Source organism: Microbacterium immunditiarum (assembly GCF_013409785.1).
GTDB classification, from domain to species: Bacteria; Actinomycetota; Actinomycetes; order Actinomycetales; family Microbacteriaceae; genus Microbacterium; species Microbacterium immunditiarum.
This window is the reverse complement of sequence record NZ_JACCBV010000001.1, coordinates 2,283,712-2,310,701: the sequence shown is the minus strand read 5'-3', so window position 1 is coordinate 2,310,701 and position 26,990 is coordinate 2,283,712. Positions and strand designations below refer to the sequence as shown.

At 71.1% G+C, this 26,990-nt stretch carries 27 protein-coding genes; 9 read left to right on the top strand and 18 right to left on the bottom strand.

What is annotated here, in order from left to right; genetic code table 11:
* Positions 1 to 95: 95 nt before the first annotated feature.
* The 5 genes from BJ991_RS18835 to BJ991_RS10715 form a co-directional block, all read right to left on the bottom strand.
* Positions 96 to 944 carry a DUF559 domain-containing protein gene (locus BJ991_RS18835; protein ID WP_179489845.1) on the bottom strand — a complete coding sequence of 283 codons (849 nt, stop codon included), beginning with the start codon at positions 942 to 944 and terminating at the stop codon, positions 96 to 98.
* A gap of 262 nt (positions 945 to 1,206) precedes the next feature.
* Positions 1,207 to 2,790 carry a signal recognition particle protein gene (gene ffh / locus BJ991_RS10730; protein WP_179489843.1) on the bottom strand — a complete coding sequence of 528 codons (1,584 nt, stop codon included), beginning with the start codon at positions 2,788 to 2,790 and terminating at the stop codon, positions 1,207 to 1,209.
* A 12-nt stretch (positions 2,791 to 2,802) separates the two neighbouring features.
* Positions 2,803 to 3,816: a TetR family transcriptional regulator gene (locus tag BJ991_RS10725; RefSeq protein WP_179489841.1), complete on the bottom strand. Its 1,014-nt coding sequence runs from the start codon at positions 3,814 to 3,816 to the stop codon at positions 2,803 to 2,805.
* Positions 3,817 to 3,860: 44 nt separating this feature from the next.
* Positions 3,861 to 4,280: a hypothetical protein gene (locus BJ991_RS10720; protein WP_179489839.1), complete on the bottom strand. Its 420-nt coding sequence runs from the start codon at positions 4,278 to 4,280 to the stop codon at positions 3,861 to 3,863.
* Positions 4,277 to 4,759 (bottom strand): OsmC family protein, encoded by a 483-nt coding sequence (locus tag BJ991_RS10715; protein WP_179489837.1) that lies wholly within the window; start codon positions 4,757 to 4,759, stop codon positions 4,277 to 4,279. Before BJ991_RS10715 ends, BJ991_RS10720 begins: the two co-directional genes overlap by 4 nt.
* A 64-nt stretch (positions 4,760 to 4,823) precedes the next feature.
* On the opposite strand from BJ991_RS10715, the gene BJ991_RS10710 reads away from it, so the two are divergent.
* The 3 genes from BJ991_RS10710 to lipA are packed head-to-tail and all read left to right on the top strand — an operon-like array spanning position 4,824 to position 7,240.
* Positions 4,824 to 5,516, top strand: coding sequence for an ArsR/SmtB family transcription factor (locus BJ991_RS10710; RefSeq protein WP_179489835.1), 693 nt, complete (start codon positions 4,824 to 4,826; stop codon positions 5,514 to 5,516).
* Positions 5,517 to 6,242, top strand: coding sequence for a lipoyl(octanoyl) transferase LipB (lipB, locus tag BJ991_RS10705; RefSeq protein ID WP_281363927.1), 726 nt, complete (start codon positions 5,517 to 5,519; stop codon positions 6,240 to 6,242).
* Positions 6,243 to 6,268: 26 nt separating this feature from the next.
* Positions 6,269 to 7,240, top strand: coding sequence for a lipoyl synthase (gene lipA, locus BJ991_RS10700; RefSeq protein ID WP_179492722.1), 972 nt, complete (start codon positions 6,269 to 6,271; stop codon positions 7,238 to 7,240).
* Between the two features lie 21 nt (positions 7,241 to 7,261).
* Here the strand turns inward: lipA and BJ991_RS10695 are convergent, their stop codons facing one another.
* The 3 genes from BJ991_RS10695 to smc form a co-directional block, all read right to left on the bottom strand.
* Positions 7,262 to 7,762 (bottom strand): DUF2004 domain-containing protein, encoded by a 501-nt coding sequence (locus BJ991_RS10695; RefSeq protein ID WP_179489833.1) that lies wholly within the window; start codon positions 7,760 to 7,762, stop codon positions 7,262 to 7,264.
* An 88-nt stretch (positions 7,763 to 7,850) separates the two neighbouring features.
* The gene (ftsY, locus tag BJ991_RS10690; RefSeq protein WP_179489832.1) at positions 7,851 to 8,723 is read right to left on the bottom strand and encodes a signal recognition particle-docking protein FtsY; all 873 of its coding nucleotides are present in this window, start codon (positions 8,721 to 8,723) and stop codon (positions 7,851 to 7,853) included.
* Positions 8,724 to 8,959: 236 nt separating this feature from the next.
* Entirely contained in the window at positions 8,960 to 12,523 is a 3,564-nt protein-coding gene (smc, locus tag BJ991_RS10685) for a chromosome segregation protein SMC (protein WP_179489831.1), read from the bottom strand.
* 526 nt (positions 12,524 to 13,049) lie between these two features.
* Here smc and BJ991_RS10680 point away from each other — a divergent pair.
* The 4 genes from BJ991_RS10680 to BJ991_RS10665 all read left to right on the top strand — a co-directional run bounded on the left by BJ991_RS10680 (position 13,050) and on the right by BJ991_RS10665 (position 16,629).
* The gene (locus BJ991_RS10680; protein WP_179489830.1) at positions 13,050 to 13,310 is read left to right on the top strand and encodes a hypothetical protein; all 261 of its coding nucleotides are present in this window, start codon (positions 13,050 to 13,052) and stop codon (positions 13,308 to 13,310) included.
* Between the two features lie 70 nt (positions 13,311 to 13,380).
* Positions 13,381 to 14,466, top strand: coding sequence for a GNAT family N-acetyltransferase (locus BJ991_RS10675; RefSeq protein WP_179489829.1), 1,086 nt, complete (start codon positions 13,381 to 13,383; stop codon positions 14,464 to 14,466).
* Complete coding sequence (locus tag BJ991_RS10670) at positions 14,459 to 15,553, top strand: GNAT family N-acetyltransferase (protein WP_179489828.1); 1,095 nt, start codon at positions 14,459 to 14,461, stop codon at positions 15,551 to 15,553. The genes BJ991_RS10675 and BJ991_RS10670 overlap by 8 nt, the downstream gene beginning before the upstream one ends.
* On the top strand, positions 15,550 to 16,629 hold the full coding sequence (locus tag BJ991_RS10665) for a GNAT family N-acetyltransferase (protein ID WP_179489826.1): 1,080 nt from the start codon (positions 15,550 to 15,552) through the stop codon (positions 16,627 to 16,629). The genes BJ991_RS10670 and BJ991_RS10665 overlap by 4 nt, the downstream gene beginning before the upstream one ends.
* 13 nt (positions 16,630 to 16,642) lie before the next feature.
* Here BJ991_RS10665 and mutM read toward each other — a convergent pair whose 3' ends face one another.
* The 6 genes from mutM to BJ991_RS10635 all read right to left on the bottom strand — a co-directional run bounded on the left by mutM (position 16,643) and on the right by BJ991_RS10635 (position 21,897).
* Positions 16,643 to 17,581 carry a bifunctional DNA-formamidopyrimidine glycosylase/DNA-(apurinic or apyrimidinic site) lyase gene (gene mutM / locus BJ991_RS10660; protein ID WP_179489824.1) on the bottom strand — a complete coding sequence of 313 codons (939 nt, stop codon included), beginning with the start codon at positions 17,579 to 17,581 and terminating at the stop codon, positions 16,643 to 16,645.
* A complete protein-coding gene (gene rnc, locus BJ991_RS10655; protein ID WP_179489822.1) occupies positions 17,574 to 18,266 on the bottom strand; it encodes a ribonuclease III in 693 nt (230 codons plus the stop codon). The genes mutM and rnc overlap by 8 nt, the downstream gene beginning before the upstream one ends.
* A gap of 19 nt (positions 18,267 to 18,285) precedes the next feature.
* Positions 18,286 to 18,495 carry a 50S ribosomal protein L32 gene (rpmF, locus tag BJ991_RS10650; RefSeq protein ID WP_179489820.1) on the bottom strand — a complete coding sequence of 70 codons (210 nt, stop codon included), beginning with the start codon at positions 18,493 to 18,495 and terminating at the stop codon, positions 18,286 to 18,288.
* 2 nt (positions 18,496 to 18,497) lie between these two features.
* The gene (locus BJ991_RS10645) at positions 18,498 to 19,004 is read right to left on the bottom strand and encodes a YceD family protein (protein WP_179492720.1); all 507 of its coding nucleotides are present in this window, start codon (positions 19,002 to 19,004) and stop codon (positions 18,498 to 18,500) included.
* A 150-nt stretch (positions 19,005 to 19,154) separates the two neighbouring features.
* Positions 19,155 to 19,658, bottom strand: a complete 504-nt coding sequence (gene coaD / locus BJ991_RS10640) for a pantetheine-phosphate adenylyltransferase (protein ID WP_179489818.1) — start codon at positions 19,656 to 19,658, stop codon at positions 19,155 to 19,157.
* Positions 19,659 to 19,734: 76 nt separating this feature from the next.
* Positions 19,735 to 21,897 (bottom strand): ATP-dependent DNA helicase RecG, encoded by a 2,163-nt coding sequence (locus BJ991_RS10635; protein WP_179489816.1) that lies wholly within the window; start codon positions 21,895 to 21,897, stop codon positions 19,735 to 19,737.
* A gap of 60 nt (positions 21,898 to 21,957) precedes the next feature.
* Here BJ991_RS10635 and rsmD point away from each other — a divergent pair, with 60 nt between their 5' ends.
* Positions 21,958 to 22,518, top strand: a complete 561-nt coding sequence (gene rsmD, locus BJ991_RS10630; RefSeq protein ID WP_179489815.1) for a 16S rRNA (guanine(966)-N(2))-methyltransferase RsmD — start codon at positions 21,958 to 21,960, stop codon at positions 22,516 to 22,518.
* Between the two features lie 18 nt (positions 22,519 to 22,536).
* Here rsmD and thiL read toward each other — a convergent pair whose 3' ends face one another.
* On the bottom strand, positions 22,537 to 23,526 hold the full coding sequence (gene thiL / locus BJ991_RS10625; protein ID WP_179489814.1) for a thiamine-phosphate kinase: 990 nt from the start codon (positions 23,524 to 23,526) through the stop codon (positions 22,537 to 22,539).
* A gap of 101 nt (positions 23,527 to 23,627) precedes the next feature.
* Between thiL and BJ991_RS10620 the strand changes: the two genes are divergently transcribed.
* Positions 23,628 to 24,104: a DUF3515 family protein gene (locus tag BJ991_RS10620; protein WP_179489813.1), complete on the top strand. Its 477-nt coding sequence runs from the start codon at positions 23,628 to 23,630 to the stop codon at positions 24,102 to 24,104.
* A gap of 7 nt (positions 24,105 to 24,111) precedes the next feature.
* On the opposite strand, the gene BJ991_RS10615 is transcribed toward BJ991_RS10620, so the two are convergent.
* From BJ991_RS10615 to BJ991_RS10605, 3 genes are read right to left on the bottom strand one after another with little or no spacing between them, the layout of a single operon-like run.
* Positions 24,112 to 25,200, bottom strand: a complete 1,089-nt coding sequence (locus BJ991_RS10615) for a D-alanine--D-alanine ligase family protein (RefSeq protein ID WP_179489812.1) — start codon at positions 25,198 to 25,200, stop codon at positions 24,112 to 24,114.
* Complete coding sequence (locus BJ991_RS10610) at positions 25,100 to 26,233, bottom strand: NAD(P)H-dependent glycerol-3-phosphate dehydrogenase (RefSeq protein ID WP_179489811.1); 1,134 nt, start codon at positions 26,231 to 26,233, stop codon at positions 25,100 to 25,102. The genes BJ991_RS10615 and BJ991_RS10610 overlap by 101 nt, the downstream gene beginning before the upstream one ends.
* The gene (locus BJ991_RS10605; protein ID WP_179492718.1) at positions 26,223 to 26,987 is read right to left on the bottom strand and encodes a lysophospholipid acyltransferase family protein; all 765 of its coding nucleotides are present in this window, start codon (positions 26,985 to 26,987) and stop codon (positions 26,223 to 26,225) included. Before BJ991_RS10605 ends, BJ991_RS10610 begins: the two co-directional genes overlap by 11 nt.
* Positions 26,988 to 26,990 lie beyond the last annotated feature (3 nt).

Here is a 26,990-nt window from a genome sequence, read left to right as displayed (position 1 = left end):
CGTGCTGAGCGTAGGAGATGGCGCCGGCGTAGGACGCGAGCCGCGGCATCCGTCCTACCCCTGGACCATCTCCTACCCTCGACGTGGGATCAGGATCAGGCCGCACGATGCAGCCCCTGGGCGACGGCGGTGAGCACCGTCTGCTCCACACGCGGCCACTCGTGGACGACCTGCTTCCAGTCGAAGCGCAGCACGGTGAACCCTAGGAGGGCGAGCCGTGCGTCCGCTTCGATGTCCCGTCGGCGATCCTTCGGGGAACTGTGGTGGGCGAACCCGTCCAACTGCACGACGAGCCGGTCTCCGATGAGGAAGTCGACGCGCCGGCCGTCGAGCAGGACCTGCTGCCGCAGCGCGAGGCCGAACGCGGAGAACCGAGCGAGGAAGAGCGTGTCGAGACCGGAGTCACTCAGCGAGGACGCCAACTCCGCGAGCGCGGCCGCGTGCGTGCTTCCCCACTCGATCCGGGTCAGCATGCGGCGGTCGATGAGTTCCTTGTTCAGCGAGGACTCCCACACTGTGAGGGCGTCCTCGCGGGGCAGGCATCGCGCGACGTGGAACAGCACATTGACGATCGGATCCTCGGTCGCGTATTTCGCGACGGGAACGGGGCCGACCGCCCAGTGCACAGCGAGCCGCTCCGCATCGCCAACCCGTGATGCCGTCGGCTTGACCGCGATGTGCACCTCGTCCTCGTGGTCGGGCACCCGGAGACCGGAACGTCGTGCGGCGGTCACGCAGCTGCCCCGGCCGCCGCCGGCTATGGCCGCGACGACCTGCGGGGCAGCACCTGGACTGACGAGCCAACTGCGCCGCACGCGCCTCACGCCGGCGTCCACCGCGTCCGCGATCGCGCGACCTGAGAATCCGCGTGCGCGCGCTTCAGCCGTATGCGCCACGCCGCCGCGGTGCGCGAGCCAGTCGATGACGCGTTCTCCGGATGCCACGCCGACAGAGTGCCCCTGCAGGGGTGCCCGTCCGCTTCATGGACTCGCACCTGTGCACAATCGACCCGCCGCGCATCGGCGGGGAGGAACCTGCGTCCGTCGCGGCGCGGCGCGGGCGTAGGACATGACTCGGGCGTAGGAGCCTTCACGAGGAGTCGCTCCTACCCCCGGATCATCTCCTACCTCGAGCACGCGTCGAGGCGAGGCCCGGCGCGATCGCCTCGCCTCGCGCGATCGCCTTGCCGCGGGCGCGCCCGCGGCGTCAGCGCCGCCCGAGGAGCTTCTGCAGCTCGGCGAGGTCCTCGGCTGACGGGGTGCCGCCCGGCGCGCCGGCGCCGGAGCCGCCCAGCCCGAAGCCCGAGCCGGCGGGCTGTGCGGACGACTGCGCCGCGATCCCCGCGTTCTCGGCCGCGCGCTTGGCGGGGTTGCCCGAGCGGGAGCCCTGGCCACGACCCTTCGAGGACTTCCCGCCGCGCTTCGCCGACGCGCCGGGGCGCCCCGCTCCGGGGATCGGACCCATGCCGGGGATGTTGGGCACTCCCCCGCGCGCGACGGTCTTCATCATCTTGGCGGCCTGCTCGAAACGCTGCACGAGCTGGTTCACGTCGGTGACCGTCATGCCCGACCCGCGCGCGATGCGGAGGCGCCGCGAGCCGTTGAGCAGCTTCGTGTTGCGGCGCTCGGTGGGGGTCATCGAGCGGATGATCGCCTCGGTGCGATCGATCTCGCGCTCGTCGAAGTCGTCGAGCTGCTGCTTCATCTGGCCCATGCCCGGCAGCATGCCGAGCATCTTCTTCATCGAGCCCATCTTGCGCATCTGCTGCATCTGCTCGAGGAAGTCCTCGAGCGTGAACTGCTCGGTCGCGAGCTTCTCGGCGACCTTGCGCGCCTCCTCCTCGTCGAACGCCTGCTGGGTCTGCTCGATGAGGGTGAGGATGTCGCCGAGATCGAGGATGCGCGACGCCATACGGTCGGGGTGGAACGGCTCGAGGTCGTCGAGACCCTCACCGGTCGACGCGTAGATGATCGGACGGCCGGTGACGGATGCCACGGACAGCGCCGCGCCGCCGCGCGCGTCGCCGTCGAGCTTCGACAGGACGACGCCGGTGAAGTCGACGCCCTCCTGGAAGGCCTTCGCGGTGTTGACGGCGTCCTGACCGATCATCGCATCGATGACGAAGAGCACCTCGTCGGGGTCTGTCGCCCTGCGGATGTCGGCTGCCTGCTTCATGAGCTCGGCGTCGACGCCCAATCGGCCGGCGGTGTCGATGATGACGACGTCGTGCTGCTGGCGACGCGCGACCTCGACGCCGTCGCGCGCGACCTTGACCGGGTCGCCGACGCCGTTGCCGGGCTCGGGTGCGTAGATCGCTGCGCCCGCGCGCTCGGCGACGACCTGCAGCTGGTTGACGGCGTTCGGGCGCTGCAGGTCCGCCGCGATGAGCAGCGGCGTGTGCCCGTCCTTCTCGAGCTGGCGCGCGAGCTTGCCCGCGAAAGTCGTCTTACCGGAGCCCTGAAGGCCCGCGAGCATGATGACCGTCGGCGGGTTCTTCGCGAACTGCAGGCGACGCTGCTCGCCGCCGAGGATCGCGACGAGCTCCTCGTTGACGATCTGCACGACCTGCTGGGCCGGGTTCAGCGCGCGGTTGACCTCGTCGCCGAGCGCGCGCTCGCGCACCTTCGCGGTGAAGTCCTTGACGACCGGGAGCGCGACGTCGGCGTCTAGCAGCGCACGCCGGATCTCGCGGACCGTGCCGTCGACGTCCGCGGGCGAGAGCTTGCCCTTGGTGCGGAGATTGCGGAAGGTCTCGGTGAGCCGATCGGAGAGCGTGCCGAAGGTAGCCATGATCCGGCAAGTTTACGCGAGCGAACCCTCGTCCCCGCTCTGCGGCTCGGGCCCGAGCTCCTGGAAGAGCGTGAGCTGCAGACCGGCCTTGCCCCGCACACGCGCGTTGAGCGATCGCCAAGGAGTGACGCGAGCGGATGCCTCGACCTCGGCACCGGCATCCGCGAGTCGTTCCTGCACCGCCGCCGTGTCGTCGACCTCGAGGGCGATGCGGATGCGGTCGCTGTGCCGGCCGTCGGTCTCGACCCTGTCGATGAGCTCGACCTGGGCGGGGTTGGAGAGCTCGAGGGTCGCGCGTCCGGCGTCGAGGATCGCCACGCGCGCGCCACCCTCGCCCTCGTACGCCTCGGCCTGCGGCATGCCGACGACGTCGCGGTAGAACGCGAGCGCGTCCTCGAAGTCCTCGGCGCGCGCCACGACGCGCAGCTGCCGCACCTCGCCGCGCGACGCGACGGGCGCGCCGCGCGACGCCACGTTGAGCGCTTGCATGAGGAAGGCGGCGAGCTGGGTGCGGCCGGGTCCGGCATCCGCCCATTCCCACACCGCCGCGAGCACCGCTCCCGCCAATGCGGCCGCCTGCACCTCGGCGGTCAGGCGATCCGCGCCCGAGCGCGTGAGCCATTCGGCGATCGCCCGCGCGAGGCGCGCCTGCCGGATGGCCCGTTCGCGCACGAGCTCGTCCGCGATGCCCATCGCGTCGGCGTTCGCGACCGCGAGCGCGAGACTGTCGGGCGCGAACCCGCCGGCGATGGCCTCGATCACGGCCCGCACGGGCTCATCGCCTACTGTGAGCGCGCTCGCGGCCGCGTCGATCCGCTCGTCGAAAGCCGCCCACAGGATGTCACCCTTGGACGCGAAGTAGTTGAAGAAGCTCGAACGGCTGACGCCGGCGCGGTTGGTGATGTCGGAGACGGATGTCTCCGCGTAGCCGCGCTCGAGGAACAGCTCGCATGCGGCTTCGGCGAGGGTCTCGCGGGAGGACGCGCGGGGACGTCCGGTGCGGGATGCGGAGTCGGAGGGCGCCATCCATCCAGAGTAGACAGCGCAGCGGGTGCGGGCACATAGGCGGGTCAGTGTGGGCGTGCCGTTCGCTCCGTGTCCCATTGCCGCGCGATCGCGGCGCAGTCGTCGTGGCGCTCCGACGGCACGACGAGGATGAGGCGGCCGTCGTGGTCGCTGTACTGGACGAGGACGTCGATGCCGGCATCCGCCACCCGACGCGTGAATCGGCCGAGCTGGCCCGGCGTCTCCTGGTCGAGCCGCAGCATCACGACCGGTGACACGGTCGCGCGCCCGAGTCCGGCGCGCGAGAGCGCGGATGCCGCGCGGTCGCCGTCGGCCACGAGGAAGTGCGCCACGCCGACGCCGCCGTGCGTGAAGACCCCGCCGCCCTCGAGGCTCACTCCCGCTTCGCCGAGCACGTCTCCGAAGTCGGCGAGCGCGCCCGGGCGCGCCGGAAGCTCGATGCCGAGGTCCACGAATGCGCTCATGACGACACCGCCCGCGACGGCACCGCGTCGACGACGGTGACGTCGAGCGATACTTCGGTGCGGAGGGAGTTCGCGATGTAGCACGTCTCGTGTGCGCGCTGCGCCGCCTCGATCACCTTCGCATGATCAGTGCCCGGCGCGACGTGAACGGTCGGCGCGAGGACGATCGAGCCGATGCGCGCGGGCTGTTCGGCGAGGTCCATGGCACCGTGCGCCGCGTCGACGTAGCGGACGACCTCGATCCCGGCGCGGTTCGCCACCGCGAGGAACGAGAGCAGCTGGCACGAGCTGGCCGCCGCGACGAGCATCTGCTCGGGGTTCATGAGCCTGTCGTCCCCGCGGAACGCGGGATCGGCGCTCAGCCGCAGTGGCGTGTCGGCGGGAGGCGCCGACACCTCATGAGTGCGGTCGTACGCGGCGTACGGGCCTGTGGTCGATCCGGCCCAGCTCGTAAGGGTGCGATAGGTGTGCTTCGTCATGCCGCGACGATAGGACGGGATCGTTTCGGCCCGCGCCGAAGTGTGCACGAGTACCGTCGGACGCATGGCGAAGGACTTCACCGTGATCGGCCGCGCACTCGCGACGCCTGCGAGGTCCGACATGATCAACGCCCTCATGGACGGCTCGGCGCGTCCGGCGAGCGAGCTCGCCTCCGCCGCCGGAGTGTCGCCCGCGACGGCTTCCGAGCATCTCGCGGTCCTCACCGACGCCGGACTGGTCACCTGCACGCCGCGAGGCCGACGGAGGTACTACCGCCTCGCCGACGGCGCCGTCGCGTCGGGCCTGGAGCATCTCGGCAACCTGTGCCCCGACGCGCCGGCGGTCACGTACCGGCAGTCGCGCGACGCCCGCACCCTCGCGCAGGCGCGGTTCTGCTATGACCACCTCGCCGGGCGACTCGGCGTCGCCCTCACCGACTCGATGATCGGGGCCGGCTGGCTCGACGAGACGGACCTCACGCCGACGCGCGCCGCGCCGGCCGCCTTCGCCGAGCGCGGAATCGATCTCGATGCCCTGCCGTCGCGCCGCCGCATCGCCCGCCGGTGCGCCGACTGGACGGAGCGCAGGGCGCACCTGGCGGGCGCGCTCGGCGCCGCGGTCGCCGTGCGATTCCTCGACGCCGGGTGGCTCGCGCGCATCCCGGAGGGACGCGGCCTGCGCATCACGCGGGACGGGTGGACGGCCCTCGAAGCGCAGTGGGGCGTTCGGCGGGAGAAGCTCGCGGCCGACGTGTAGATGCGCCGACGCGGCATCCGTCTTGCCTTCGCCGTGAGTCGCGTATTGTTAGACGCGATCCAACAACGCCACAAGCGAAGGAGCACGATGCTCGACATCCTGCCCGCGGGGCTCGCGCCGGACTTCGTCCCCTACCTGGAGGGATGGGAGCTGCAGCGCCGCATCCACGCAGAGGTCGTCGTCGGCGATCGGCCCGACACCCTCATCCTGCTCGAGCACGAGCCGGTGTACACCGCGGGCAAGCGCACCGAGCCGCACGAGCGGCCGGTCGACGGCACACCGGTGATCGACGTCGACCGCGGCGGCAAGATCACGTGGCACGGGCCGGGTCAGCTCGTGGGCTATCCGATCGTCCGGCTGGCCGAGCCCGTCGACGTCGTCGCGCACGTGCGACGACTCGAGCGCCTGCTCATCGACGTGCTGCGCGAGCACGGCGTCGAGGGCTACCAGGTCGCGGGCCGCAGCGGCGTGTGGGTGCGCCGCCCCCTCTCGGAGGACAAGGTCGCCGCGATCGGCGTCCGCGTCGAGCGCGGCGTGACGATGCACGGCTTCGCGGTCAACTGCGACAACACGCTCGCAGGCTTCCGCGGCATCATCCCGTGCGGTATCACCGACGCGGGCGTGACGACCGTGAGCGAGGTCGCCGGCGCACATGTCTCGCCCGCCGACATCGTCGACACCGTCTCGAGGGTCTTCGCCGCCGAGTACGCCGAGGTGATCGCGTGAGCGCGGCATCGCCCGAGGGGCGCCGGATGCTCCGCCTCGAGGTCCGCAACGCGCAGACGCCCATCGAGCGAAAGCCCGAGTGGATCAAGACGAAGGCGAAGCTCGGCCCGGAATACCAGGCGCTGCACTCGCTCGTGAAGAGCGAGGAGCTGCACACGGTGTGCCAGGAGGCGGGCTGCCCGAACATCTACGAGTGCTGGGAGGACCGCGAGGCGACGTTCCTCATCGGCGGATCGCAGTGCACCCGCCGGTGCGACTTCTGCCAGATCGACACCGGCAAGCCCGCCGACTACGACACCGACGAGCCGCGGCGCGTGGCCGAGAGCGTGAGCCGGATGCAGCTGCGGTACGCGACCGTCACGGGCGTCGCACGCGACGATCTCCCCGACGGCGGGGCGTGGCTGCACGCCGAGACGGTGCGGCAGATCCACGCGCAGAACCCCGGCACGGGCGTCGAGATCCTCGCGACCGACTTCAACGGGGAGCCGGCGCTCCTCGACGAGGTCTTCGACAGCCGTCCCGAGGTGTTCGCGCACAACGTCGAGACGGTTCCGCGCATCTTCAAGCGCATCCGGCCGGCGTTCCGCTATGACCGATCGCTCGGCGTGCTCACGCGCGCCCGCGACGCGGGGCTCATCACGAAGTCGAACCTCATCCTCGGCATGGGCGAGGAGCCCGAAGAGGTCATGCAGGCGCTGCAGGACCTGCACGACGCCGGCACCGACATCATCACCATCACGCAGTACCTGCGGCCGACGCCCCGCCACCTGCCGGTGGCCCGGTGGGTGAAGCCGCAGGAGTTCGTGGAGTTCAAGGACGAGGCCGAGCGGATCGGGTTCCTCGGCGTCCTCGCCGGTCCGCTCGTGCGCTCGTCGTACCGCGCGGGACGCCTGTGGGCGAGCTCGATGATCGCGAAGGGCCGAGACATCCCGCCGCACCTCGCACACCTCGCGAAGGACATCGCCGCCGAAGGGGTTTCGTTCGCGCAGGCGGTGTGAGCCGGGCGGGCGCCGAGGTGTCTAGTCGGCGCTCGTCACCGTGAGGACGTCGCCGCCGGAGTCGAGGTTGACCAGGAGCACGTCATCTGTGGCATCGGGGTCGAGTGCGTACTCGAGCACCGCGAACGGCTCGGCGCCGCCGTGCTCGTCGGCGAGGATCGTCATGCTCATGAGCTGCAGCGACCGGATGACGTCGATGTGCGTGTCTCCGGAGATGTCGACCAGCATGTCGTGCAGGTCGTCGCCGAGCGTCTCCTGCTGCTGGAGGATGTACTCGGTCACCTCGCTCGTGCGGTCGTCGAGCTCATTGACCATCGCGTTGCGCGCGCTGCGATCGATCGTCTCGAGCGACGAGATGAGCGCCGCGGCCACGTCCAGCGCCGTCTCGGATACGTCGTCCTGGTCGGGCGCGGTCAGGTCGACCGTGACGGTCTGGTCGCCGAGTTCGACGTTCTCGGACCAGAAGATCGACCCGTCCGGCCCGGACTCGAGGAGGCCGAAGAAGTCGTGCTCGATCGCCATATCCCCATGAAACCAGCCTCTCGCCCGGTGCGATAGTCCGAGCATGGCGTGTGCGCAGACCCGGTCGGGATCGGGCTGCCCGAGGCCGTCATTCGACGAGCGATGCGGCGAAGACGTGGGGCGTGAAGCCGGTCAGATCGCCGATGCCCTCGCCCTGTCCGAGCAGCTTCACGGGGATTCCCGTGCGCTCCTGCACCGCCAGCACGAAGCCGCCCTTGGCCGAGCCGTCGAGCTTCGTGATCACAAGGCCCGTGACCCCCGCGTGCTCGAGGAACGCCTGCGCCTGCATGACGCCGTTCTGGCCGGTCGTCGCGTCGAGCACGAGGAGCACCTCGCTGATCGGCGCCTGCTTCTCGATCACTCGACGGATCTTGCTGAGCTCGTCCATGAGCCCGCCCTTGGTGTGCAGGCGGCCGGCGGTGTCGACGAGCACGATCTCGGTTCCGGTGCGGTTGGCATACTCGATCGTCTGGTACGCGACGGATGCCGGGTCCTGACCCTCTTGCTGAGGGCGGACGATCGCGGCACCGCCTCGCTCCGCCCACGTGGCGAGCTGATCGACGGCGGCGGCCCGGAACGTGTCGGCCGCGCCCACGACGACCGACCGCCCGTAGCGCTGCAGGAACTTCGCGAACTTGCCGATCGTCGTCGTCTTGCCGACGCCGTTGACCCCCACGACGAGCACGACCGCGGGGCGCTCGGTGAGCTTGAGCGTCCTGTCGAACTTCGCGAAGTGCTCCTCGAGTGTCTCGACGAGCATCCGCTTGAGGTCGCGCGGATCGGTCGTGCGGAAACGGTCGACCTTCTCGCGGAGCTCCTCGACGATGCGCTCGGTGATGTCGGGGCCGAAGTCCGCCGTGATCAGCGCGGCTTCGAGGTCGTCCCAGGTCGTCTCGTCGATCGTCGGTTTCACGAACATGCCGCGCAGGGCGCGGCCGAGCGACCAGGGGTTCTCCGCCATGCCTCCAGCCTAGGCGGGAGTCAAGGCGGACCCGCGCACGAGTATCTGCCGGCGGCGAACACCGCTCCTTCCCACTGACGCGACGGACCGATCGAAACACCGACACGAGAATCGGAGTCCGACATGAACGACGACATACGGGGCAGTCACTTCTCCGCCCGGCATCCGGCGCCTGCCGCCGTTCGCCCAGGGATCGATCGTGCTCGGCAACGCGCCCGCGTGACCCGGATGCGCCGTCAGGAGGCCGCGCGCTCGCGCACGCGCTGGCCGACGACGGCCGAGACGCCGTCCTGCCGCATCGAGACGCCGTAGAGCGCGTCGGCGATCTCCATCGTCCGCTTCTGGTGCGTGATGACGATGAGCTGGCTCGTCTCGCGCAACTGCTCGAACACGCCGAGCAGCCGGCCGAGGTTCGCGTCGTCGAGCGCCGCCTCGACCTCATCGAGGATGTAGAAGGGGCTCGGCCGCGCCTTGAAGATCGCCACGAGCAGCGCGACCGCCGCGAGCGAGCGCTCACCGCCCGACAGGAGCGAGAGCCGCTCGATCTTCTTGCCGACGGGGCGCACCGATACTTCGATGCCGGTCGTGAGCGGCGAGTCGGGGTCGGTGAGCGCGATCGAGCCGCTGCCGCCCGGGAACAGCACCGGGAACACCTCGCCGAACGCGGTCTTCGTGTCTTCGAACGCGGCGAGGAAGATCGACTGCATGCGCTCGTCGAGCTCCTCGATGATCGTGAGCAGGTCCTTGCGCGTCTGCGTGAGGTCGCCGAGCTGCTCGGTGAGGAACTTGTGCCGCTGCTCGAGCGCCGCGAACTCCTCGAGGGCGAGCGGGTTCACACGGCCGAGCTGCGCCAGCTTGCGCTCAGCCTGCTGCAGCCGGCGTGTCTGACGCGCGCGATCGTAGGGCTCGGTCGCCGGCGGGGCGTCGGATGCCGCATCCGGATCGTCCGCCGCCGCGTCCGCGCTCTGCACGTCGTCGACGGGAACAGGCTGATCGGGACCGTATTCCGAAACGAGAATACTCTCGTCGAGACCGAGCTCGGACTCCGCGCGCTCGAGCAGCCCCGTCGCATGCAGGCGCTTCTCGTGGATCTGCAGCTCGAGACCGTGGACACTCTCGGTGAGCCGCGCGAGGCGCTCCCGCACCCCCGCCTCCTGACGGCGCAGCTCCGCGAGCTCGGTCGTGACGGCGGTGCGAGCCGACTCCGCGGTGGCAAGCTCGACGCGCGCGTCGGAGACAGACCGGTCGACTGAGTCGAGCACGGCGGGAAGCTGCGACACCACCTGCTCCGCGAGCTCGCGCTGCGCGCGGCGGATCACCGCGCGACGGGCCGCGGCCGCCGCCGCCTCGCGTTCCCGCTCGCGCTGCCGCTCGAGCTGCACGACGCGGGCCTCGCCCGCGCGGATGCGCTCGCGCAGAGTCTCGACGTCGAGGCGTGCGCGCATCTCGGCGTCGCGCGCCGCCTCGAGCGCTGCGAGCACACCCTCTCGCGCCGACGCGTCGAGGATCGGGCGCGGCGCTTCGAGCGCCGATGCAAGCTGCTCGTCGGCGACTCGGGCGGAGGCCTCGGCATCCGCAACCGCCGCCTGCGCCTGTGCGAGCCCCGCCGACAGGCGCTCGCACTCGGCGACCGCGGCCTCGTGCCGCACGGTCGCGCGATTGACCTGCTCGGTGTGCGCGGCGAGCGCCGCGTCGTGCGCACGAAGCGTCTCGAGCGCGGTCTTCGTGCGCGTGCGCGCGCTCTCGAGCTCCCGCTTCGCGTCCGCGAGCGCCTCGCGCAACGAGTCCGCCACGACCGTGATCTCGTCGCGGCGCTCGGCGGCGGCGTCCCGCTCGGCCGAGAGCTCGAGTCGCGACCGCGACGCGCCCGCTCCCGCGCGGAGCGAGTGCTCGGTGTACACCTCGCCGGCGCGGGTGACGACCGTGATCGGGCCGCCGAGCTCGGCGTCCGCGAGCGCCGGGCCGGCTTTGCGCGCGGCGTCGAGGTCGTCCGCGATGACGACGTACGACAGCAGCCCGAGCACGCCCCCGGGGGCGGTCACGACCTCTCCGGCCGGCACGACGCCCTGCATCCGCGGGAAGGACGGCGTCATGGAGCCCGCATCCGCGATCACCATGTCGACCACACCGGCGTCGGAGCCTCGCACGTGCTCGGCGAGCGCGAACGCGTCGTCGCGCCCCTCCACGAGCACGCCCTCGGCGAGCGGCCCGAGCACGGCGGCGATCGCCGCCTCGAACCCGGACTTGACCTGCACCGCGTCGCCCACGAGGCCACGTACGCCGGCGTGCCCCTCGGCGATGAGGGCGGACGCCCCGTTCTGCACGTCGAGCGCGCGACTCAGCGCGGCCGTCTGCGCCGTGAGCGCCTCGACCTCGCGCTCCGCGGCGTGCAGCCGGTCGCGAAGGGCCGAGACCTGCGACTCGGCCTCGGTCGCGTCGCGTTGCGCGCGCTCGTACGCCGACGCGTACTCGGCCGACGAGCCCTCGGGCTCGAGGTCGGGGTCGAGTCCGGCGAGCGCCTCCTCGGCTTCGACGCGGCGGGCGAGCGCGGCATCGAGCGCCTTCTGCTGCCGCTCGACGGCCGTCCGCACGGCGGCGAGGGCGGATGCCGCGGCCTCCGCCGTCCCGCGGAGCGCGGTGATGCGCATGTCGTGCTCCGATACGAGGGCGCTCTGCGCGGCGATGTCGGCGTCGAGCGCATCGAGCTCGGCCCGCGCTCGGATGACCTCGCGCGCCGCATCCGCCGCCCCGTCCTGCGCGGCTCCCATCCCCGCGGCGATGTCGTCGACCTCGGCGCGGGCTTCGCCTATCGTCGCCTGCGTCACGGTGGCGTGCTCGCCGACGTCGTCCTGCTCGCTGTCGCCCAGGAGCGCGAGGCGCTGGCCCGCGAGCGTGTACAGCCCGCGCAGGCGCTCCTGCACGCGCTCGAGCCCGTGCAGCACGCGGCGCGCCTCGTCGACCGCCTCGGACTGCTGCTCGCGCTCGAGCCGCTCGATTCGCGCCCGCACGTTCTCGGCCTCGTCCTGCAGCACGAGTCGCTCGGCGGTGCGCTCCTGCTCGGATCGGGCGTGGGCCGAGAGCTGGTCGCGCAACGCGACGATCTCGTCGGCGAGGAGGCGCGCCTTCGCGTCGCGCACGATCGCGGCGATCGTCGCCGCCTCGCGCGCGATCTCAGCCTGCCGACCGAGGGGCTTGAGCTGTCGGCGCAGCTCGCCGGCGAGGTCGTTGAGGCGCGTGAGGTTCGCCTCCATCGCCTCGAGCTTGCGGACGGTCTTCTCCTTGCGACGCCGGTGCTTGAGGATTCCCGCGGCTTCCTCGATGAAGCCGCGCCGATCCTCGGGCGTCGCCTGCAGCACGCTGTCGAGCCGGCCCTGCCCGACGATCACGTGCATCTCGCGGCCGAGGCCGGAGTCGCTCAGCAGCTCCTGCACGTCGAGCAGGCGGCACGTCTCGCCGTTGATCGCGTACTCGCTCGCGCCGTTGCGGAACAGCGTGCGGCTGATCGTCACCTCGGAGTACTCGATCGGCAGCGCACCGTCGCTGTTGTCGATCGTGAGCTGCACCTCGGCGCGGCCGAGGGGCCCACGCGTCGCGGTGCCGGCGAAGATGACGTCCTCCATCTTGCCGCCGCGCAGCGTCTTGGCGCCCTGCTCGCCCATGACCCACGCGAGCGCGTCGACGACGTTCGACTTGCCCGAGCCGTTGGGTCCGACGATGCACGTCACGCCGGGTTCGAAGGCGAAGGTGGTCGGCTGGGCGAACGACTTGAACCCTTTGAGCGTCACGCTCTTCAGGTGCATGAATGCCCCTCCACCCCGTCGAACTACCGCTCAAAGGTACCTGAGCGCGCGCGCCCACCCGTGCAGGCGAGCCGAGGGGTGACGGATGCCACGCCTGCCGCCGCCGCGGCGCCACGCGCCCGGGGCCGCAGCATCCGATTCACACGAATCTCGGAGAAGTCCTTGACGTGCGTATCAGGTCAGCGCTAACGTGACTCCTCGCGTCGAAGTCGAAAGGAGGTCACCGATGATGCACATGATCGCAGCCGGCATTGCCCCGGCCACGTACACCCCGTTCGGAGGGGTTGCTCCGGTGACCGGCTCCTTCGGCGCAGCACTCTGCGCTGCCGGCTGACACCAGCCGCGCAGGAGGACTCTGCCCATCGGGCACCTCGCCCCGTGCTCTCCGCATGCTCGCGGACCGCCACGCGGCCCTCCTCCTGCCGAGCCCCTCTCCCACTCGCGCGCATCGGCGCGCCTCCGCGCCCTTCTCGGGCAATCCATCCCGTCCTGCCTCGACCGAGGCCCTCTGGAAAGAGAACCGATCATGAACGACACGCTCGCCCGCGTTCGTCCTCCCGATACCGATGCGCTCCTGTCGACGTCGCTCCCCGACGTCGCGCGGCTCTCGCCGCTCGACAGGCTGGAGCTGCGGGTCGGTCTGTGGCTGCTGCTGCGCAGCGCACGCCGCAACCACTCCGCACGCGACACCGATGCACGTGCTCTGCTCCTCGACCAGAGCCGTGCGCGCACCGATCGCGAGCACGACGCTCTGCGCAAGCACGCTGTCCTCAGCGTGCGCTCGTGAGCCGGGGCCGCCGCGCCGGCGGCCCCGGCCCCACTCCCCTGAACTTCGACGCGAACAACCGAGGACCATCATGATCACCGCCCCGACTGGAATCGCCTTCCAGCCCTTAGTCATCCCGACGTCGATGGACGCCCCCGAGGCGACCGCCTTCGCCGAGATGGTGCGCGTGCGCAACATCGTCTACCGCCAGATATCCGGCCGCTCCGACAACGACATCACGGCCGACGAGCTGCTGCCCTTCTACCAGCCCGACGAATATGAGCTGCGCTTCCTGTGGACCGTGGTGAAGGACGACGCGGTCGTCGGCCGCATCGGCGTCGACGTCCCGCTCGAGGGCGACTCGAAGGCGCTGTACTGGCTCATCGAGTTGCAGCGCGAGGTCTGGGGCCAGGGCATCGGATCCGCCGCGTACGAGTTCGTCGAGCAGGTGGCTCGCGAACACGGCCGCACCGTGCTCGAGTCGTGGGCGAAGCACCCCGAGGCGCCCGGCCCGCGGCTGGACCCGCCGACCGGCTTCGGCAGCGTGCCGCTCGACCACGCCGCGCGCTTCTACCGCGCGCATGGGTACTCCCTCGAGCAGGTCGAGCGGTTCAGCGAGCTCGACCTGAGCACGTCAGCCGACACCGTCGACAGGCTCCTCTCCGAGGCGACCGAAGCGGCGCACGGCTACCGCGTCGTCGACTGGTTCGCACCGACTCCGCCCGAGTGGGCCGACGGCTACGCGCAGATGAAGGCGCGCATGTCGACGGATGCCCCGCTGGCGGGGCTCGAGATGCCCGAGGAGACGTGGGATGCCGCGCGCATCGCGAAGCACGACGAGCAGTACACATCGTCGCAGCGTCTGATCCACGTGACCGCCGCCCAGCACATCGAGACCGGGCAGCTGTGCGCGTTCAACGAGCTCGTGATCGGCAAGGACCGCACGGGCGTGACCCACCAGGAGGACACCCTCGTGCTCAAAGAGCACCGCGGGTATCGCCTGGGACTGCTCGTCAAGTGCGCGGGCCTGGTCGCATGGCGCGACATCGCCCCCGACTCCCCGCGCGTCATCACTTACAACGCTGAGGAGAACCGCCCCATGCTCAGCATCAACGAGGCGATCGGCTTCGTGCCCGTCTCATACGAGGGCGGATGGAAGAAGGTGCTCGATGACTGACGTCGCCACGCAGCCGCTCACCGTCTCGAAGCTCGTCGCCCCCGCGACACTCGACTCCCCTGACGCGGGACCGTTCCTCGAGACCGTGCGGCTGGCAAACGCCGTGTGCCGGCACTACACCGGCCACGACTACCTCGATCAGGAGCCGGCCGAGATGCTCGCGCCGTGGCACGACCAGACCGACTGGGGTCACGTGGGCTTCACGGCCGCGCGCGACGCTCGCATCATCGGCGCGGTCACCGCGATGCACGCACAGCGCGACGACTCCGAGACGCTCGAGTTCGACCTCATGGTCGATCCGGAGCACTGGGGCGAGGGCGTCGAAGAGGCGCTGCTCGCCGCGATCGAGCAGGAGGCGCAGCGCCTCGGTCGAACGGTGGTCCAGACGTGGACGCTCCACCGACCAGAGCCGCCGAGCGAGCCGCTCCAGCCGTCGACCGGCTGGGGCGTGATCCCCGCGAACGACCCGCAGACGCGGTTCCACCTCGAGAACGGGTACACGCTCGAGCAGGTGGAGCGCAACAGCGCCTTCGATCTGCGCGGCTCGTTCGACCCGGTGGAGCGGATGCTCGCCGAGGCGCTCGCCGCCGCCGGTGACGACTACCGCGTCGTGACGTGGACGTCGCCTACTCCCGAGGAGCACATCGACAGCTTCGCGTACGTCATCTCGCGCATGTCGACCGACGTGCCCGCGGGCGGCCTGGTCATCGAAGAGGAGAGGTGGGACGCCGACCGTGTGCGTCGGCGCGACGCCCGCCTCAAGAACCAGGGCCTCACGGTGTCGGTCGCGTGCGTCGAGCACGTGCCGACGGGACGGATCGTCGCGTACAACGAGCTCGTCATCGGCGAGGACCGCACGGCGGCGACGCAGCAGTACGGCACGCTCGTCGTGAAGGAGCACCGCGGTCACCGGCTCGGCGTGATCATCAAGTGCGCCAACCTGCTGCGGTGGCGCGAGATCGCGCCCGAGTCCCCGCGCGTGTCGACGTTCAACGCCGAGGAGAACCGCCACATGCTCGACATCAACGAGGCGATCGGCTTCGTGCCGGTCTCGTACGCCGGCGCGTGGAAGAAGGTCCTCGCGTGAGGGAGACGGGGGTGACGGTCGCGATCACGCCGATGATCGTGCCGGAGGCGCCGGATGCCGCGAACGCGGCGGGCTTCCGCGCGATGGTGGGCGTGCGCAACCGCGTGTCGTCCGCCCTGTTCGGTGCGGACGCGCTCGATGCGACTGCGGAGCAGGTCCTGCCGACCTGGACCGAGCAGACCGATATGGCGCTGCACGGGTGGCTCGTCCGCGCCGAGGACGAGGTCGTCGGCCGCGCCGTGGTGGACTTTCCTCGCGAAGTGGGCTCACGGCGCGCCACGATCCGCGTCGAGGTGGTACGCGAGGCCTGGGGCCGAGGGTTCGGCTCCGAGGCCATGGCGTTCGCGGAAGACCGCGTTCGCCAACTCGGCCGGAGCGTCCTCCAGGCGATGACCGTGCACCCGGCCGGGGCCGAGCCGTCGCTCGTGCCCCGGTCTGGTGCCGGTACGGTGCCCGAGGACCGCTTCTCGCGCTTCATGCTCTCGTTCGGCTACACGCTCGAGCAGGTGTACCGGATCAGCGCGCTCGATCTGACACGACCGATCGACGGCTTCGATGCGCTGCTCGCCGGTGCCCGCGAGGCATCGGGCGACTATCGCTACGTCAGCTGGACATCTCCGACACCCGACGAGTGGCTCGACGACTACGCGTGGCTCAAGTCGCGCATGTCGACCGACGCTCCCACCGCCGACATGGAGATGGACGAGGAGGCCTGGGACGGCGGACGCGTGCGACGCCTGGAGGAGGTGTTCGCCAGATCCGGTCGCAGTCGGCTCGTCGGCGCCGCGCAGCACGTGCCCTCGGGCCGCCTCGTCGCGTTCACCGAGCTGTCGAGCTTCCGCGTGCCGGGCAAGCCGATCGACCAGGACGACACGCTCGTGCTGAAGGAGCACCGCGGGCATCGACTCGGCGCGCTCGTGAAGTGCGAGACGCTGATCCGCGCGCGCGAGCTGTTCCCTGAGGGCGAGCGCATCCTGACGGGGAACGCCGAGGAGAACCGCCCGATGCTCGCGATCAATGAGGCGATGGGCTTCGCGCCGACGCGCTACATCGCCGACTGGCAGAAGACGGTGTGACGGATGTCTCGGCTCACGCCGCGCGCAGGGGCCGGGGCATCCGCATCCGCTGACACCTCGGGCAGTAGTGGCTCGAACGGTTCATGAACGATACGCGCACGATCGGACGGCCGCACCGCGGGCACGGCTGGCCGGTGCGGCCGTACGCGTTGAGCGAGTGCGCGAAGTAGCCCGCCTGCCCGTTGACGTTGACGTACTGCGCGTCGAAGCTCGTCCCTCCTTCGGCGAGCGCCTTCTCGAGCACGGCACGGATCTCGGCGAGCAGCCGGTTCACGGCGCGGGTCGACAGCGCCTTCGCCGGTGTCTCGGGGTGGATGCGGGCCGCCCACAGCGCCTCGTCCGCGTAGATGTTGCCGACGCCGCTCACGACGGTCTGGTCGAGCAGCACGCGCTTGATGGCGGAGTCCTTGCGCGCGAGCAGAGAGCGCAGACGCGTGTCCGAGAAGGCGGGATCGAGCGGGTCGCGCGCGATGTGCGAAACCTGGCGCGGGACGGATGCCTCGCCCCACCCGTGACCGCCGGGGGCGGCATCCGGCGTGGGGATCAGCTCGTCGATCGCGAGCGAGCCGAACGTGCGCTGATCGGCGAACACGATCGCGAGCTCCCCGTGCACCGGGTGGTGGATGTCGAGCCGGATGCGCTCGTGACGCTCGGGCGCCGCGCCGGCGGGGCGGAGCAGAAGCTGGCCGCTCATGCCGAGATGCCCCACGACCGCCTCGGTCGCCGGCGCGGACGTGTCGCCCTCGGGCTCGAGCGCGAGCCACAGGAACTTGCCGCGGCGGCCGGCGGCCTGCACGGTGCGGCCGGTGAGGCGCGCCTCGAACCCGGCAGCGGGACCCGGATGCCGCGTCAGCGCCCGCTCGTCGAGCACCGTGACGCCGGCGATCATGGCACCTGTGACCGCGGGCGCGAGGCCGGATCGCACGACCTCGACCTCGGGGAGCTCAGGCACGCCCGCTGAGCTCTCTCCACGCGAGGAGGGCCGCGGCCATCTCGGCCTGCTTCTTGCTGGAGCCGGTGCCTTCGGTCCTGAGCTCCCCCACCTTCACCGTGGCGGTGAAGAGCCGATCGTGGTCGGGTCCCTCGGCGGTGACCGAGTAGGACGGCGGTGTGCGTCCGGTGCTCGCGGCGAGCTCCTGCAGGCTCGTCTTCGGGTCGATCGCCGCGCCGTAGCGCTCGGGGTCTTCGAGCAGCGGACCGACCAGGCGGACGACGAGGGCGGTCGCCGCATCCGCACCCACCGAGAGGTACGTGGCGCCGATGAGCGCCTCCATCGTGTCGGCGAGGATCGAGTCCTTGTCGCGGCCGCCGGTCATGTTCTCGCCGCGGCCGAGCAGGATGTGCTCGCCCAGCTCGATGCCGCGCGCGACCTCGGCGAGCGCGACCGTCGACACGACGGCGGCGCGCCGCTTCGCGAGCGAGCCCTCATCGAGCTCCGGATGCTCCGTGAAGAGGCGCTCGGTGACGGCGAGGCCCAGCACCGAGTCGCCGAGGAACTCGAGGCGCTCGTTGTGCGGGATCTGGCCGTGCTCGTACGAGTACGAGCGGTGTGTGAGCGCGAGCGAAAGAAGCTCGGGGTCGATCTCGACCCCGAGCTTCTCGATGAGCGCTCGGCTCTGGGGAATGACGTCGGTCACGTCGTGCCGCAGCAGCGGATCAGACGTCGGCGACCTTGCGGCCCTTGTACTCGAGGAACAGCTCGGTGCCCTGCGAGTCGGTCACGACCTTCGCGTGGTGGGGGCGGCTGTAGACGACCTTGCCGTTCTCGACGGTCTTGACCAGCTTGGGGGCCTCGGCCTTCCACTGCGCGCGGCGCGAGCGAGTGTTCGAACGGGAGACCTTCCGCTTCGGGGGGTTACCTGCCATGGCTAGCTCTCTTCTGTGTTCTCGACGTCGCGGCCCGCTGCGCGCGCTGCTTCATCGTGGTCTGAGGTGTAGTCCTGGAGCGCCGCCCAGCGTGGATCGATGGGAGCGCGGGGCTCTGACCCGGCGTTGTCGGCCAGTCGCTCGCCCGTGGCCGGGTCGAGGCCGGGGCAATCCGGCTGACACACCGGCTGAAACGGAAGCGACAGGACGATCGCATCCCTGACCGGAGTTTCAAGATCCACGTGGTCGTCTTGAACCTCGAAGTCAGTTGCTTCGCCTCCAGGATACGCGAAAAGCTCCTGAAACTCGACTTGGACCGCCTCGGCGATGTCGGTGAGGCACCGTCCGCACACACCGGTGTACTCGGTGTCGACGTGTCCCGTGGCGAGGATCCCCTCGTGCACGGACTCGAGGCGCACGTCGACGACGACCGGCTCACCCTCGGCGATGGACACGAGCCCCTCGCCCCACTTCTCGGGTGCGGGGAACTCGATCGAGTGCTCGCGCATCTCGCCGGGCTTGCGGGCGATGTCGCGAATTGGGATCACGAGAGGCCCCGAGAGATGCTTTTTCACGATCCACCATCGTACCGGCCGGCTGCGGGGCGGGGGTCGCACGCGCTGGCGCCGCCTTCCCCGCCGCGGCGCGGCCGGTGCGGCTCAGACGACGTCGCGCGCGCCCGTGTCGAGGAACCGCGCGACCGCCGCCGGCACGTACGGCGACACGTCGCCGCCGAGCGCCGCGACCTGGCGCACGAGCGAGCTCGACACGAGGGCGTGGGCGGGGTCGGGGAGCAGGAACACCGTCTCGACGTGCGCGAGATGACGGTTCACGATCGCCATGGGCGTCTCGTAGGCGACGTCGATCTGAGACCGGATGCCCTTCACGAGCACGCCTGCGCCGACGTCGGTCGCGTAGTCCACGAGCAGCCCCATGCTCCACGAGGCGATGACGACGTCGCCGTCGATCTCCTCGTCTTCCGCGATCGACTGCTCGAGGAGGGCGAGCCGCTGCGCGATCGGCAGCATCGCCTCCTTGTCGGGGTTGTGGACGACGAGGACGTGAAGCTCGTCGTAGAGCCGAGCGGCGCGACGGATCACGTCGATGTGACCGAGCGTGGGGGGGTCGAAGGAGCCCGGGACGACGGCGATCCGGCTGTTCATGGCGACAGCCTATCGGCCGCGCGGCGCGTGCCCGGTCGAGGATTCCGATGTTTGGAAGTGACGTGATGTCGGGACGTCACGCCTTGCTGAGAGCCGCGCGCTCCTCCATGCCGACGCGACGCTCGAGCGCCTGAGCGAGACCCGGATGCCGCGTGAGCGCCGGATCGTCTTCGAGCAGGGCCTCGGCGGCCTGCCTCGCGTGGGCGATGATGTCGGCGTCCTTGACGACGCGCAGGAGGCGCAGCGACGACCGCGCGCCGGACTGCGCGTCGCCGAGCACATCGCCCTCGCCGCGCAGCTCGAGGTCGACCTCGGCGAGTTCGAAGCCGTCGAGCGTCGCGGCGACCGCGTCGACGCGCTCGCGAGCGGGCGTTCCCGCCGGCGCCTCGGTGACCAGCAGGCACAGGCCGGGGACCCCGCCGCGACCGACGCGACCCCGCAGTTGATGCAGCTGCGACACGCCGAACCGGTCGGCCTCGAGGATCGCCATCGTCGACGCGTTCGGCACGTCGACGCCGACTTCGACGACCGTCGTCGCGACGAGGACGTCGACGTCGCCGCGCGCGAACGCCTGCATGACCGCGTCCTTCTGGTCGGAGGGCATCTTGCCGTGCAGGATCTCGACGCGGATGGACGAGAACGACGGATGCTCCGCCAGCAGCCCCGCGACCTGCACGACACCCCACCGCGTGCGCGGCGCCTCGCCTTCGACCTCGGCGACCGGCTCGTCGGCCGTGTCGTCCTTCGTCGCCGCCTCGGCGTCGATCGCCGCGCACACGACGAACGCCTGCCGGCCCTGCCCGACCTCTTCGGCGATGCGCTCCCACACGCGCGCGAACCACGCGGGCCGCTCGGCGAGCGGCGCGACGAAGGTCTGGATGCCGGCGCGCCCCGTCGGCATCGTGCGGATCGTCGACACGTCGAGGTCGCCGAACACGGTCATCGCCACCGTGCGCGGGATGGGCGTCGCTGTCAGCACGAGCGCGTGCGGGGCCGATCCCTTCGCGCGGAGTGCCTCGCGCTGCTCGACGCCGAAGCGGTGCTGCTCGTCGACGACCACGAGCGCGAGATCGGCGAACGTCGTCGTCTCGCTCAGAAGGGCGTGCGTGCCCACGACGATCTTCGCCTGACCCGACGCGGCGCGCAGCGCCGCCTTGCGCCGCTCGGCGGCGGGCAGCTGCCCGGTGAGCAGGGTCGGCATGAGCTCGGGAGCGAGCTCGGGCCCCAGCATCCGTGCGATCGACCGCACATGCTGAGCCGCGAGCACCTCAGTCGGCGCGATGAGCGCCGACTGTCCGCCGCTCTCGGCGACCTGGAGCATCGCGCGGAGCGCGACGAGCGTCTTGCCCGAGCCGACCTCGCCCTGCACGAGACGGTTCATGGGCCAGTCGCCCTGCAGGTCGCGCGCGATGCGGTCGCCCACGGCGATCTGGTCGGCCGTGCGCTCGAAGGGCAGCGCGGCGTCGAAGCGCTCGAGCAGCACGCCGGGAGGACGCGCGGTGGCAGACATCGCGCGCACGAACGCCCGCTGCTGGAGGAGCGCGACCTGCAGCACGAACGCCTCGTGCATGCGCAGCGTCGCGCGCGCCTGCTCGACCTGCTCGATGAAGTCAGGCCGGTGGATGCGCTCGATCGCGGTCCGCGCGTCGAGAAGGCCGTGGCGTGCGCGCAGGTCGTCGGGAAGCGGGTCGGCCACGTCGCCCAGCCCGTCGAGCACGAGGTCTACGATGCGCTTGATCTGCCAGCTCGCGAGCGACCCGGTTGCGGGATAGATCGGGATGGGCAGGTTCGCGTACGCCTCGGCGTTGAGGCGGGCGGCGTCTTCGTCGTCGAACAGCTCGTAGTCGGGATGGGCGAGCTGCTTGGCGCCCCTGTACTCGCCCACCTTGCCCGCGAAGATGCCGCGGCGCCCGGGACGGAGGTCCTTCATGCGCCACGACTGGTTGAAGAAGGTGAGCGACAGGTCGCCGTGCCCGTCGCTGATGACGACCTCGAGGATGGAGCCCTTGCGATTCTGCATGCGCCGCTCGTTCGCGCGGCGCACTTCGGCGACGATCGTCACCGGCTCGCCGACGGGCAGTGACGAGATGGGGGTCAGCTCGCCGCGGCGCGCGTACCGCCGCGGGTAGTGGGCCAGCAGATCGCCGACCGTCTTCATCCCGAACGCCCGCGAGAGCGCCGCCGACGTCTTTCCGCCCACGGCGCCGTCGAGGCGCGACTCGAGGGTGAGGGCGGGCATGCCCACGAGTCTATTCACCGGCTCCGACCCCGCGGCCGGGGCGTTTGTAGGGTGGTCCGTGTGACGAGGATCATCGCGGGCAAGGCCGGCTCGATCGTGCTCGACGTGCCCGACGCCGGCACGCGGCCCACGAGCGATCGCGTGCGGGAGTCGCTGTTCGGCGCGCTCGACTCGGCGGGCGTGCTGCACGGGGCATCCGTCGTCGACCTGTACGCCGGCTCGGGCGCGCTCGCCCTCGAGGCGATGAGCCGCGGCGCCGCATCGGCCGACCTCGTCGAGAAGGCGCCGCGCGCGGCATCCGTCGCCTCCCGCAACGCCCGCAAGGTCGAGAAGGCGCTCGGACGCGACGGCGCGATCCGCGTGCACCGGTCCTCCGCCGACGCGTTCCTGCGCGCGGGACGCGGGCCGTACGACATCGCGTTCCTCGATCCTCCGTACGACGTGGGCGAGGCCCAGCTGACGGCGACGCTCGCGCTGCTGGTGCCGCTGCTCTCCCCCGAGGCGATCGTCGTGATCGAGCGGGCGTCGCGCTCCCCCGAGCCGTCGCTTCCCGCGGGGCTCGAACACACGCGTGACAAGCGCTACGGCGACACGACCCTGTGGTGGGCGGCCGTCGCCTGACGGTCCTCGCGTCGGGCCTCAGCCGCGGCCGGCATCCCAGTCGTGGTACGGGTCCCACCCGCCGCGCCCGGCGTGCGCGTGGCCGTCGACGAGCACGGCGTGGGCTCCGGCCGCGGTCACCCGCCCGATCGAGACGAAGCCCTCGGGGAGGTCCGTGTCGGCGGGGAACGTCGCGAGCAGCGCGTGATCCTCTCCCCCGGCGAGAGCGGTCGACGGGTCGGCGCCGAGGCGATCGGTCGACAGCTCGAGCGTGACGCCGGAGGCCGCGGCCATGCGACTCGCGTCGAGCACGAGCCCGTCCGACACGTCCATGAGCGCCGTCGCGCCCGCGTCCGCGGCGACGCGCCCGAGCGCGATCGGAGGCGACGGCCGCAGCTGCGCGTCGAGGTCGGCGGACTCGTCCGGCGTCAGGTCGGCACGGCCGACGGCGACCGGCGTGCCGGAGTCATCGCGGAAGCGGTCGACCAGGAGCGCGAGTCCGCGGCCGGCGTGCCCGAGCCGTCCCGCGACCGCAACGACGTCGCCCTCTCGGGCGCCGCTGCGCAGCACGGGCTCGCGCCCGTCGAGCGAGCCGAAGGCGGTCACGGCGATCGTGAGGGTGTCCGACACCGTGAGGTCTCCGCCCTCGACGCGGCAGACGGGAGCGAGCGCGTCGCACGCGGCGCGCAGACCGTCGGCGAGCCCCTCCACGACCGACACGCGCGTGTCGTCCGGCATCGCGAGGGCGACGAGCAGCGCCGTCGGGCGGGCGCCCATCGCCGCGACGTCCGCGAGGTTGACCGCCGCCGCCTTCCACCCGAGGTCGAACGGCGTCGACCACGCGAGCCGGAAGTCCGGTCCATGCACGAGCGTGTCCGTCGTCGCGACGACCCGCCCGTCGGGAGCGGCAAGCACGGCGGCGTCGTCGCCCGGCCCGACGAGCGCGTCGCTCGGCCCGAGACGGCCGAGGATCCGGGCGAGGACGGCCGCTTCGCCCAGGTCCCCCACGGCGGGATCGTGCTCAGTCATCTGACCACGGTAGCGAAACGGATGCCGCGCCTCCCGCCACGCGGCATCCGCCCCCTCTCCCCCGGCCCGGACCACGCCACCGCCGCGACTAGCCTGGAGGGGTGACCCGTTCGCTCCGTGCTTCCGCCGTGGTGCTCGTGGCGCTCGCCGCGGCCGCGCTCACGGGGTGCTCGCCGACCGTCGCGATGCAGCCCGCGGCGGGCGCGAACGACCCCCTCTGCGCGGACGTCATCGTGCGGCTGCCGCCGACCGTCGACGGCCAAGCACGACGGTGGACCGACGCGCAGGCGACGGGCGCGTGGGGAAACCCGACGGCCGTCCTGCTCAAATGCGGGCTCGAGCCGCCGGGGCCGTCGACCCTGCGGTGCATCACGATCGGGGGCGTCGACTGGCTCGTGGACGAGTCCGAGTCGCCGCGCTTCCGCCTCATGACGTACGGGCGCACGCCGGCCGTCGAGGTCTACCTCGACAACGAGCTCGTCTCGCCGAACGACGCGCTCGACGAGCTCAGCCGCGCCGTGTCGATGATCCCTGCGACGGGCGCGTGCACTGCTCCCGAGGCGCCGCCCGAGGACTGACCCGGCGTCAGGCGGCGCGCTCGAGCGCCGTGTCGATGAGCTCCGAGATGAGTTCGGGATAGGTCATGCCCGACGCGATCCAGCACTTCGGGAACATCGAGATCGGCGTGAACCCCGGCATCGTGTTGAGCTCGTTCACGAAGAACTCGGTGCCGGTGAAGAAGAAGTCGACGCGAGCGAGTCCCTGCCCGCCGATCGCCTCGAACGCGCGCACCGCGATGCGCTGCATCTCGGCGAGCTCGCCATCGCGCAGGTCGGCCGGGCACACGAGGTCGACGCCGGGAACGTCGAGGTACTTCGCCTCGAAGTCGTAGAACTCGCGCCCGGTGACGACGATCTCGCCCGCGACGCTCACACGCGGGAGCGCGCCGTTGCGTCCGGGGAGCACTCCGCACTCGACTTCGCGGCCCACGACGGCCTGCTCCACGAGCACGGTCGAGTCCTCGGCGAACGCCGTCTCGAGCGCCGCGTCGAGTTCGGACCACTCCGACACCTTCGAGACACCGACGCTCGAGCCGGCGCGGTTGGGCTTGACGAAGACAGGGAGCCCGAGCGACCGCATCCGCGATTCCCACAGCTCGCGCTCGCGCGCGAGGTCGGCCCGCGTGACGGCCACCCACGGCACGACCGGAACGTCCGCGGCCTTGAGGATGCTCTTGGTCACGTGCTTGTCCATGCCGATCGCCGACATGAGCAGCCCCGCTCCGACGTACGGGATGTCGAGCAACTCGAGGAAGCCCTGGATCGTGCCATCCTCGCCGAACCGGCCGTGCAGGATCGGGAACACGACGTCGACCTCGCCGAGCGAGCGTTCGCCCGACGCGTCCCTGACCCTGAGCTCGCGGCTGAGGGTGGAGTCCGGCCACACGATTCGCGTGCCGTTGTCGACGACCTGCGGCAGGCGCTCGGGGTCCAGCGCGAACTTGTCGGGGTCGTCGTCCTCGAGGACGAACGCGCCGTCGCGCGTGATCCCGATCGGGATCACGCGGAAGCGGTTACGATCGATCGCCCGCAGCACCCCTCCCGCCGTGGCGGAACTGATCGAGTGCTCGCTGGAGCGACCGCCAAAGAGCACCGCCACCGCCGGCTTGTCCATTCTGCGTCCTCTCCCCCTTCGGGGTGTCGTCGTCGGTCGTGAGGTGCGGAGCGATGTCCTTCGGGTTCATGGTGCCGTCGAGCACCATCTTCACCTGCTCCACGATCGGCATCTGGACGCCCACCTCGCGTGCGAGCTGCAGGATGGGGGCGACGGAGGCGAGTCCCTCGGCGGTCTGGTTCATCTGCTTGACGACATCGTCGAAGCGGTAGCCCTGGCCGAGGAGACGGCCCGCGGTGTTGTTGCGGCTGAGGGGCGACTGGCACGTCGCGATGAGGTCTCCGAGGCCCGCGAGTCCCTGCAGGGTCTCGGGGTGCGCGCCGAACGCGACCGCGAAGTCGGTCATCTCGACGAGGCCGCGCGTGATGATGGAAGCCTTCGTGTTCTCGCCATAGCCCACGCCGTCGACGATGCCGATCGCGACGGCGATGAGGTTCTTGAGCACGCCGCCGAACTCCGTGCCGATCACGTCGGTGTTGACGAACGTGCGGAAGTAGCGGTTGCGCGCCCGCCGCGCGACGGCTTCCGCCGTCTCCTGGCTCGTCGACGAGATGACGGCCGCCGTCGGCTGCTCCCGTGCGATCTCGAGGGCGAGGTTGGGACCGGAGGCCACGGCGATCCGCGCCGGGTCGCAGTGCAGCTCCTGCTCGATGACCTGGCTCATGCGCAGGCCCGTCCGGCGCTCGACGCCCTTCATGAGCGAGACGATCGGCGCCTCGGTGCGCGTCACGAGGGGGCGCACCGCCTTGAGGTTCTGCCGCACCGCCTGGCTCGGGATCGACAAGTACACCTGCTCGGCGCCCTCGAGCGCCTCCGACAGGTGGTGCGTCGCCGTCATCGTGCGCGGGAGGTTGATGCCGGGAAGGTACTCGCTGTTGCGCTTCGCCTCGGCGATCTCGTGCGCGAGCTCGGGCCGGCGGGCCCACATCGTCACGTGCGCGCCGCCGTCCGCGAGGATCTTGCCGAAAGTCGTGCCCCAGCTGCCCGCGCCGATCACCGCGACGCGGGGCAGCGAGGCGTCCCTACGACTCAAGGCGCCCCGTCTCTGCCTGGCCGTGCGCTGAGGGGTCCCAGCGCTCGGGCGGTGCGGGCTCGCCGCGCAACCGGGCGAGCAGGTCGGAGATGCGCGCCATCACGACGTCGGTCGCCGCGACGAGGGCGCTCTGCGACGACTGCTTGCCTGCGAACGCCGACAGGTCGACGGGGTCGCCGACGATGAGCTTCACGGGCTTGCGCAACGGCCACAGACTCAGCTTGCCGTAGCGCGGCATGATCTGCTGCACTCCCCAGTGCGCGACGGGGATCACTGGGAGGCCCTGCGCGATCGCAAGGCGCACCGCTCCGGTCTTGCCGCGCATGGGCCACATGTCGGGGTCGCGTGTGAGACTGCCCTCGGGATAGACGATGACGCCCCGACCGTGCTCGACGATCTCGGCCGACGCCTCGAGCGTCTGCCGGGCGGCCGACACGGTCGATGCGCGAGCGACGGGCACCATGCCGGTGCGGCGGAGCGCCCACCCGAGCACGGGGATGCGGAACAGGCTCTCCTTCGCCAGGAACCGCGGCGCGCGGCCGAGCCGCCAGGTCGCGACGGCGACGATGAGCGGGTCGAACTCGCTGTAGTGGTTCGGCGCGAGGATGTACGCGCCCTCGCGGGGCAGCTTGTGGCCGTCGACGATCTCTACCTTCGCGATGAGCCCCATGATGGGCACGACGATGGCCGCGAGCGGCCAGAAGATGCTGGGCCTGGACTTCTCCGGAGTGGCGCGAGGCCGGTCCTTCTTCATCAC

Bases quoted from the DNA above. Each gene is read 5' to 3' on its own strand.
- ffh (WP_179489843.1), bottom strand. From the start codon at position 2,790: ATGGCTACCTTCGGCACGCTCTCCGATCGGCTCACCGAGACCTTCCGC.
- BJ991_RS10725 (WP_179489841.1), bottom strand. From the start codon at position 3,816: ATGGCGCCCTCCGACTCCGCATCCCGCACCGGACGTCCCCGCGCGTCC.
- BJ991_RS10720 (WP_179489839.1), bottom strand. From the start codon at position 4,280: ATGAGCGCATTCGTGGACCTCGGCATCGAGCTTCCGGCGCGCCCGGGC.
- BJ991_RS10715 (WP_179489837.1), bottom strand. From the start codon at position 4,759: ATGACGAAGCACACCTATCGCACCCTTACGAGCTGGGCCGGATCGACC.
- BJ991_RS10710 (WP_179489835.1), top strand. From the start codon at position 4,824: ATGGCGAAGGACTTCACCGTGATCGGCCGCGCACTCGCGACGCCTGCG.
- lipB (WP_281363927.1), top strand. From the start codon at position 5,517: ATGCGCCGACGCGGCATCCGTCTTGCCTTCGCCGTGAGTCGCGTATTG.
- lipA (WP_179492722.1), top strand. From the start codon at position 6,269: ATGCTCCGCCTCGAGGTCCGCAACGCGCAGACGCCCATCGAGCGAAAG.
- BJ991_RS10695 (WP_179489833.1), bottom strand. From the start codon at position 7,762: ATGGCGATCGAGCACGACTTCTTCGGCCTCCTCGAGTCCGGGCCGGAC.
- ftsY (WP_179489832.1), bottom strand. From the start codon at position 8,723: ATGGCGGAGAACCCCTGGTCGCTCGGCCGCGCCCTGCGCGGCATGTTC.
- smc (WP_179489831.1), bottom strand. From the start codon at position 12,523: ATGCACCTGAAGAGCGTGACGCTCAAAGGGTTCAAGTCGTTCGCCCAG.
- BJ991_RS10680 (WP_179489830.1), top strand. From the start codon at position 13,050: ATGAACGACACGCTCGCCCGCGTTCGTCCTCCCGATACCGATGCGCTC.
- BJ991_RS10675 (WP_179489829.1), top strand. From the start codon at position 13,381: ATGATCACCGCCCCGACTGGAATCGCCTTCCAGCCCTTAGTCATCCCG.
- BJ991_RS10670 (WP_179489828.1), top strand. From the start codon at position 14,459: ATGACTGACGTCGCCACGCAGCCGCTCACCGTCTCGAAGCTCGTCGCC.
- rpmF (WP_179489820.1), bottom strand. From the start codon at position 18,495: ATGGCAGGTAACCCCCCGAAGCGGAAGGTCTCCCGTTCGAACACTCGC.
- BJ991_RS10645 (WP_179492720.1), bottom strand. From the start codon at position 19,004: ATGCGCGAGCACTCGATCGAGTTCCCCGCACCCGAGAAGTGGGGCGAG.
- coaD (WP_179489818.1), bottom strand. From the start codon at position 19,658: ATGAACAGCCGGATCGCCGTCGTCCCGGGCTCCTTCGACCCCCCCACG.
- BJ991_RS10635 (WP_179489816.1), bottom strand. From the start codon at position 21,897: ATGCCCGCCCTCACCCTCGAGTCGCGCCTCGACGGCGCCGTGGGCGGA.
- thiL (WP_179489814.1), bottom strand. From the start codon at position 23,526: ATGACTGAGCACGATCCCGCCGTGGGGGACCTGGGCGAAGCGGCCGTC.
- BJ991_RS10615 (WP_179489812.1), bottom strand. From the start codon at position 25,200: ATGGACAAGCCGGCGGTGGCGGTGCTCTTTGGCGGTCGCTCCAGCGAG.
- BJ991_RS10605 (WP_179492718.1), bottom strand. From the start codon at position 26,987: ATGAAGAAGGACCGGCCTCGCGCCACTCCGGAGAAGTCCAGGCCCAGC.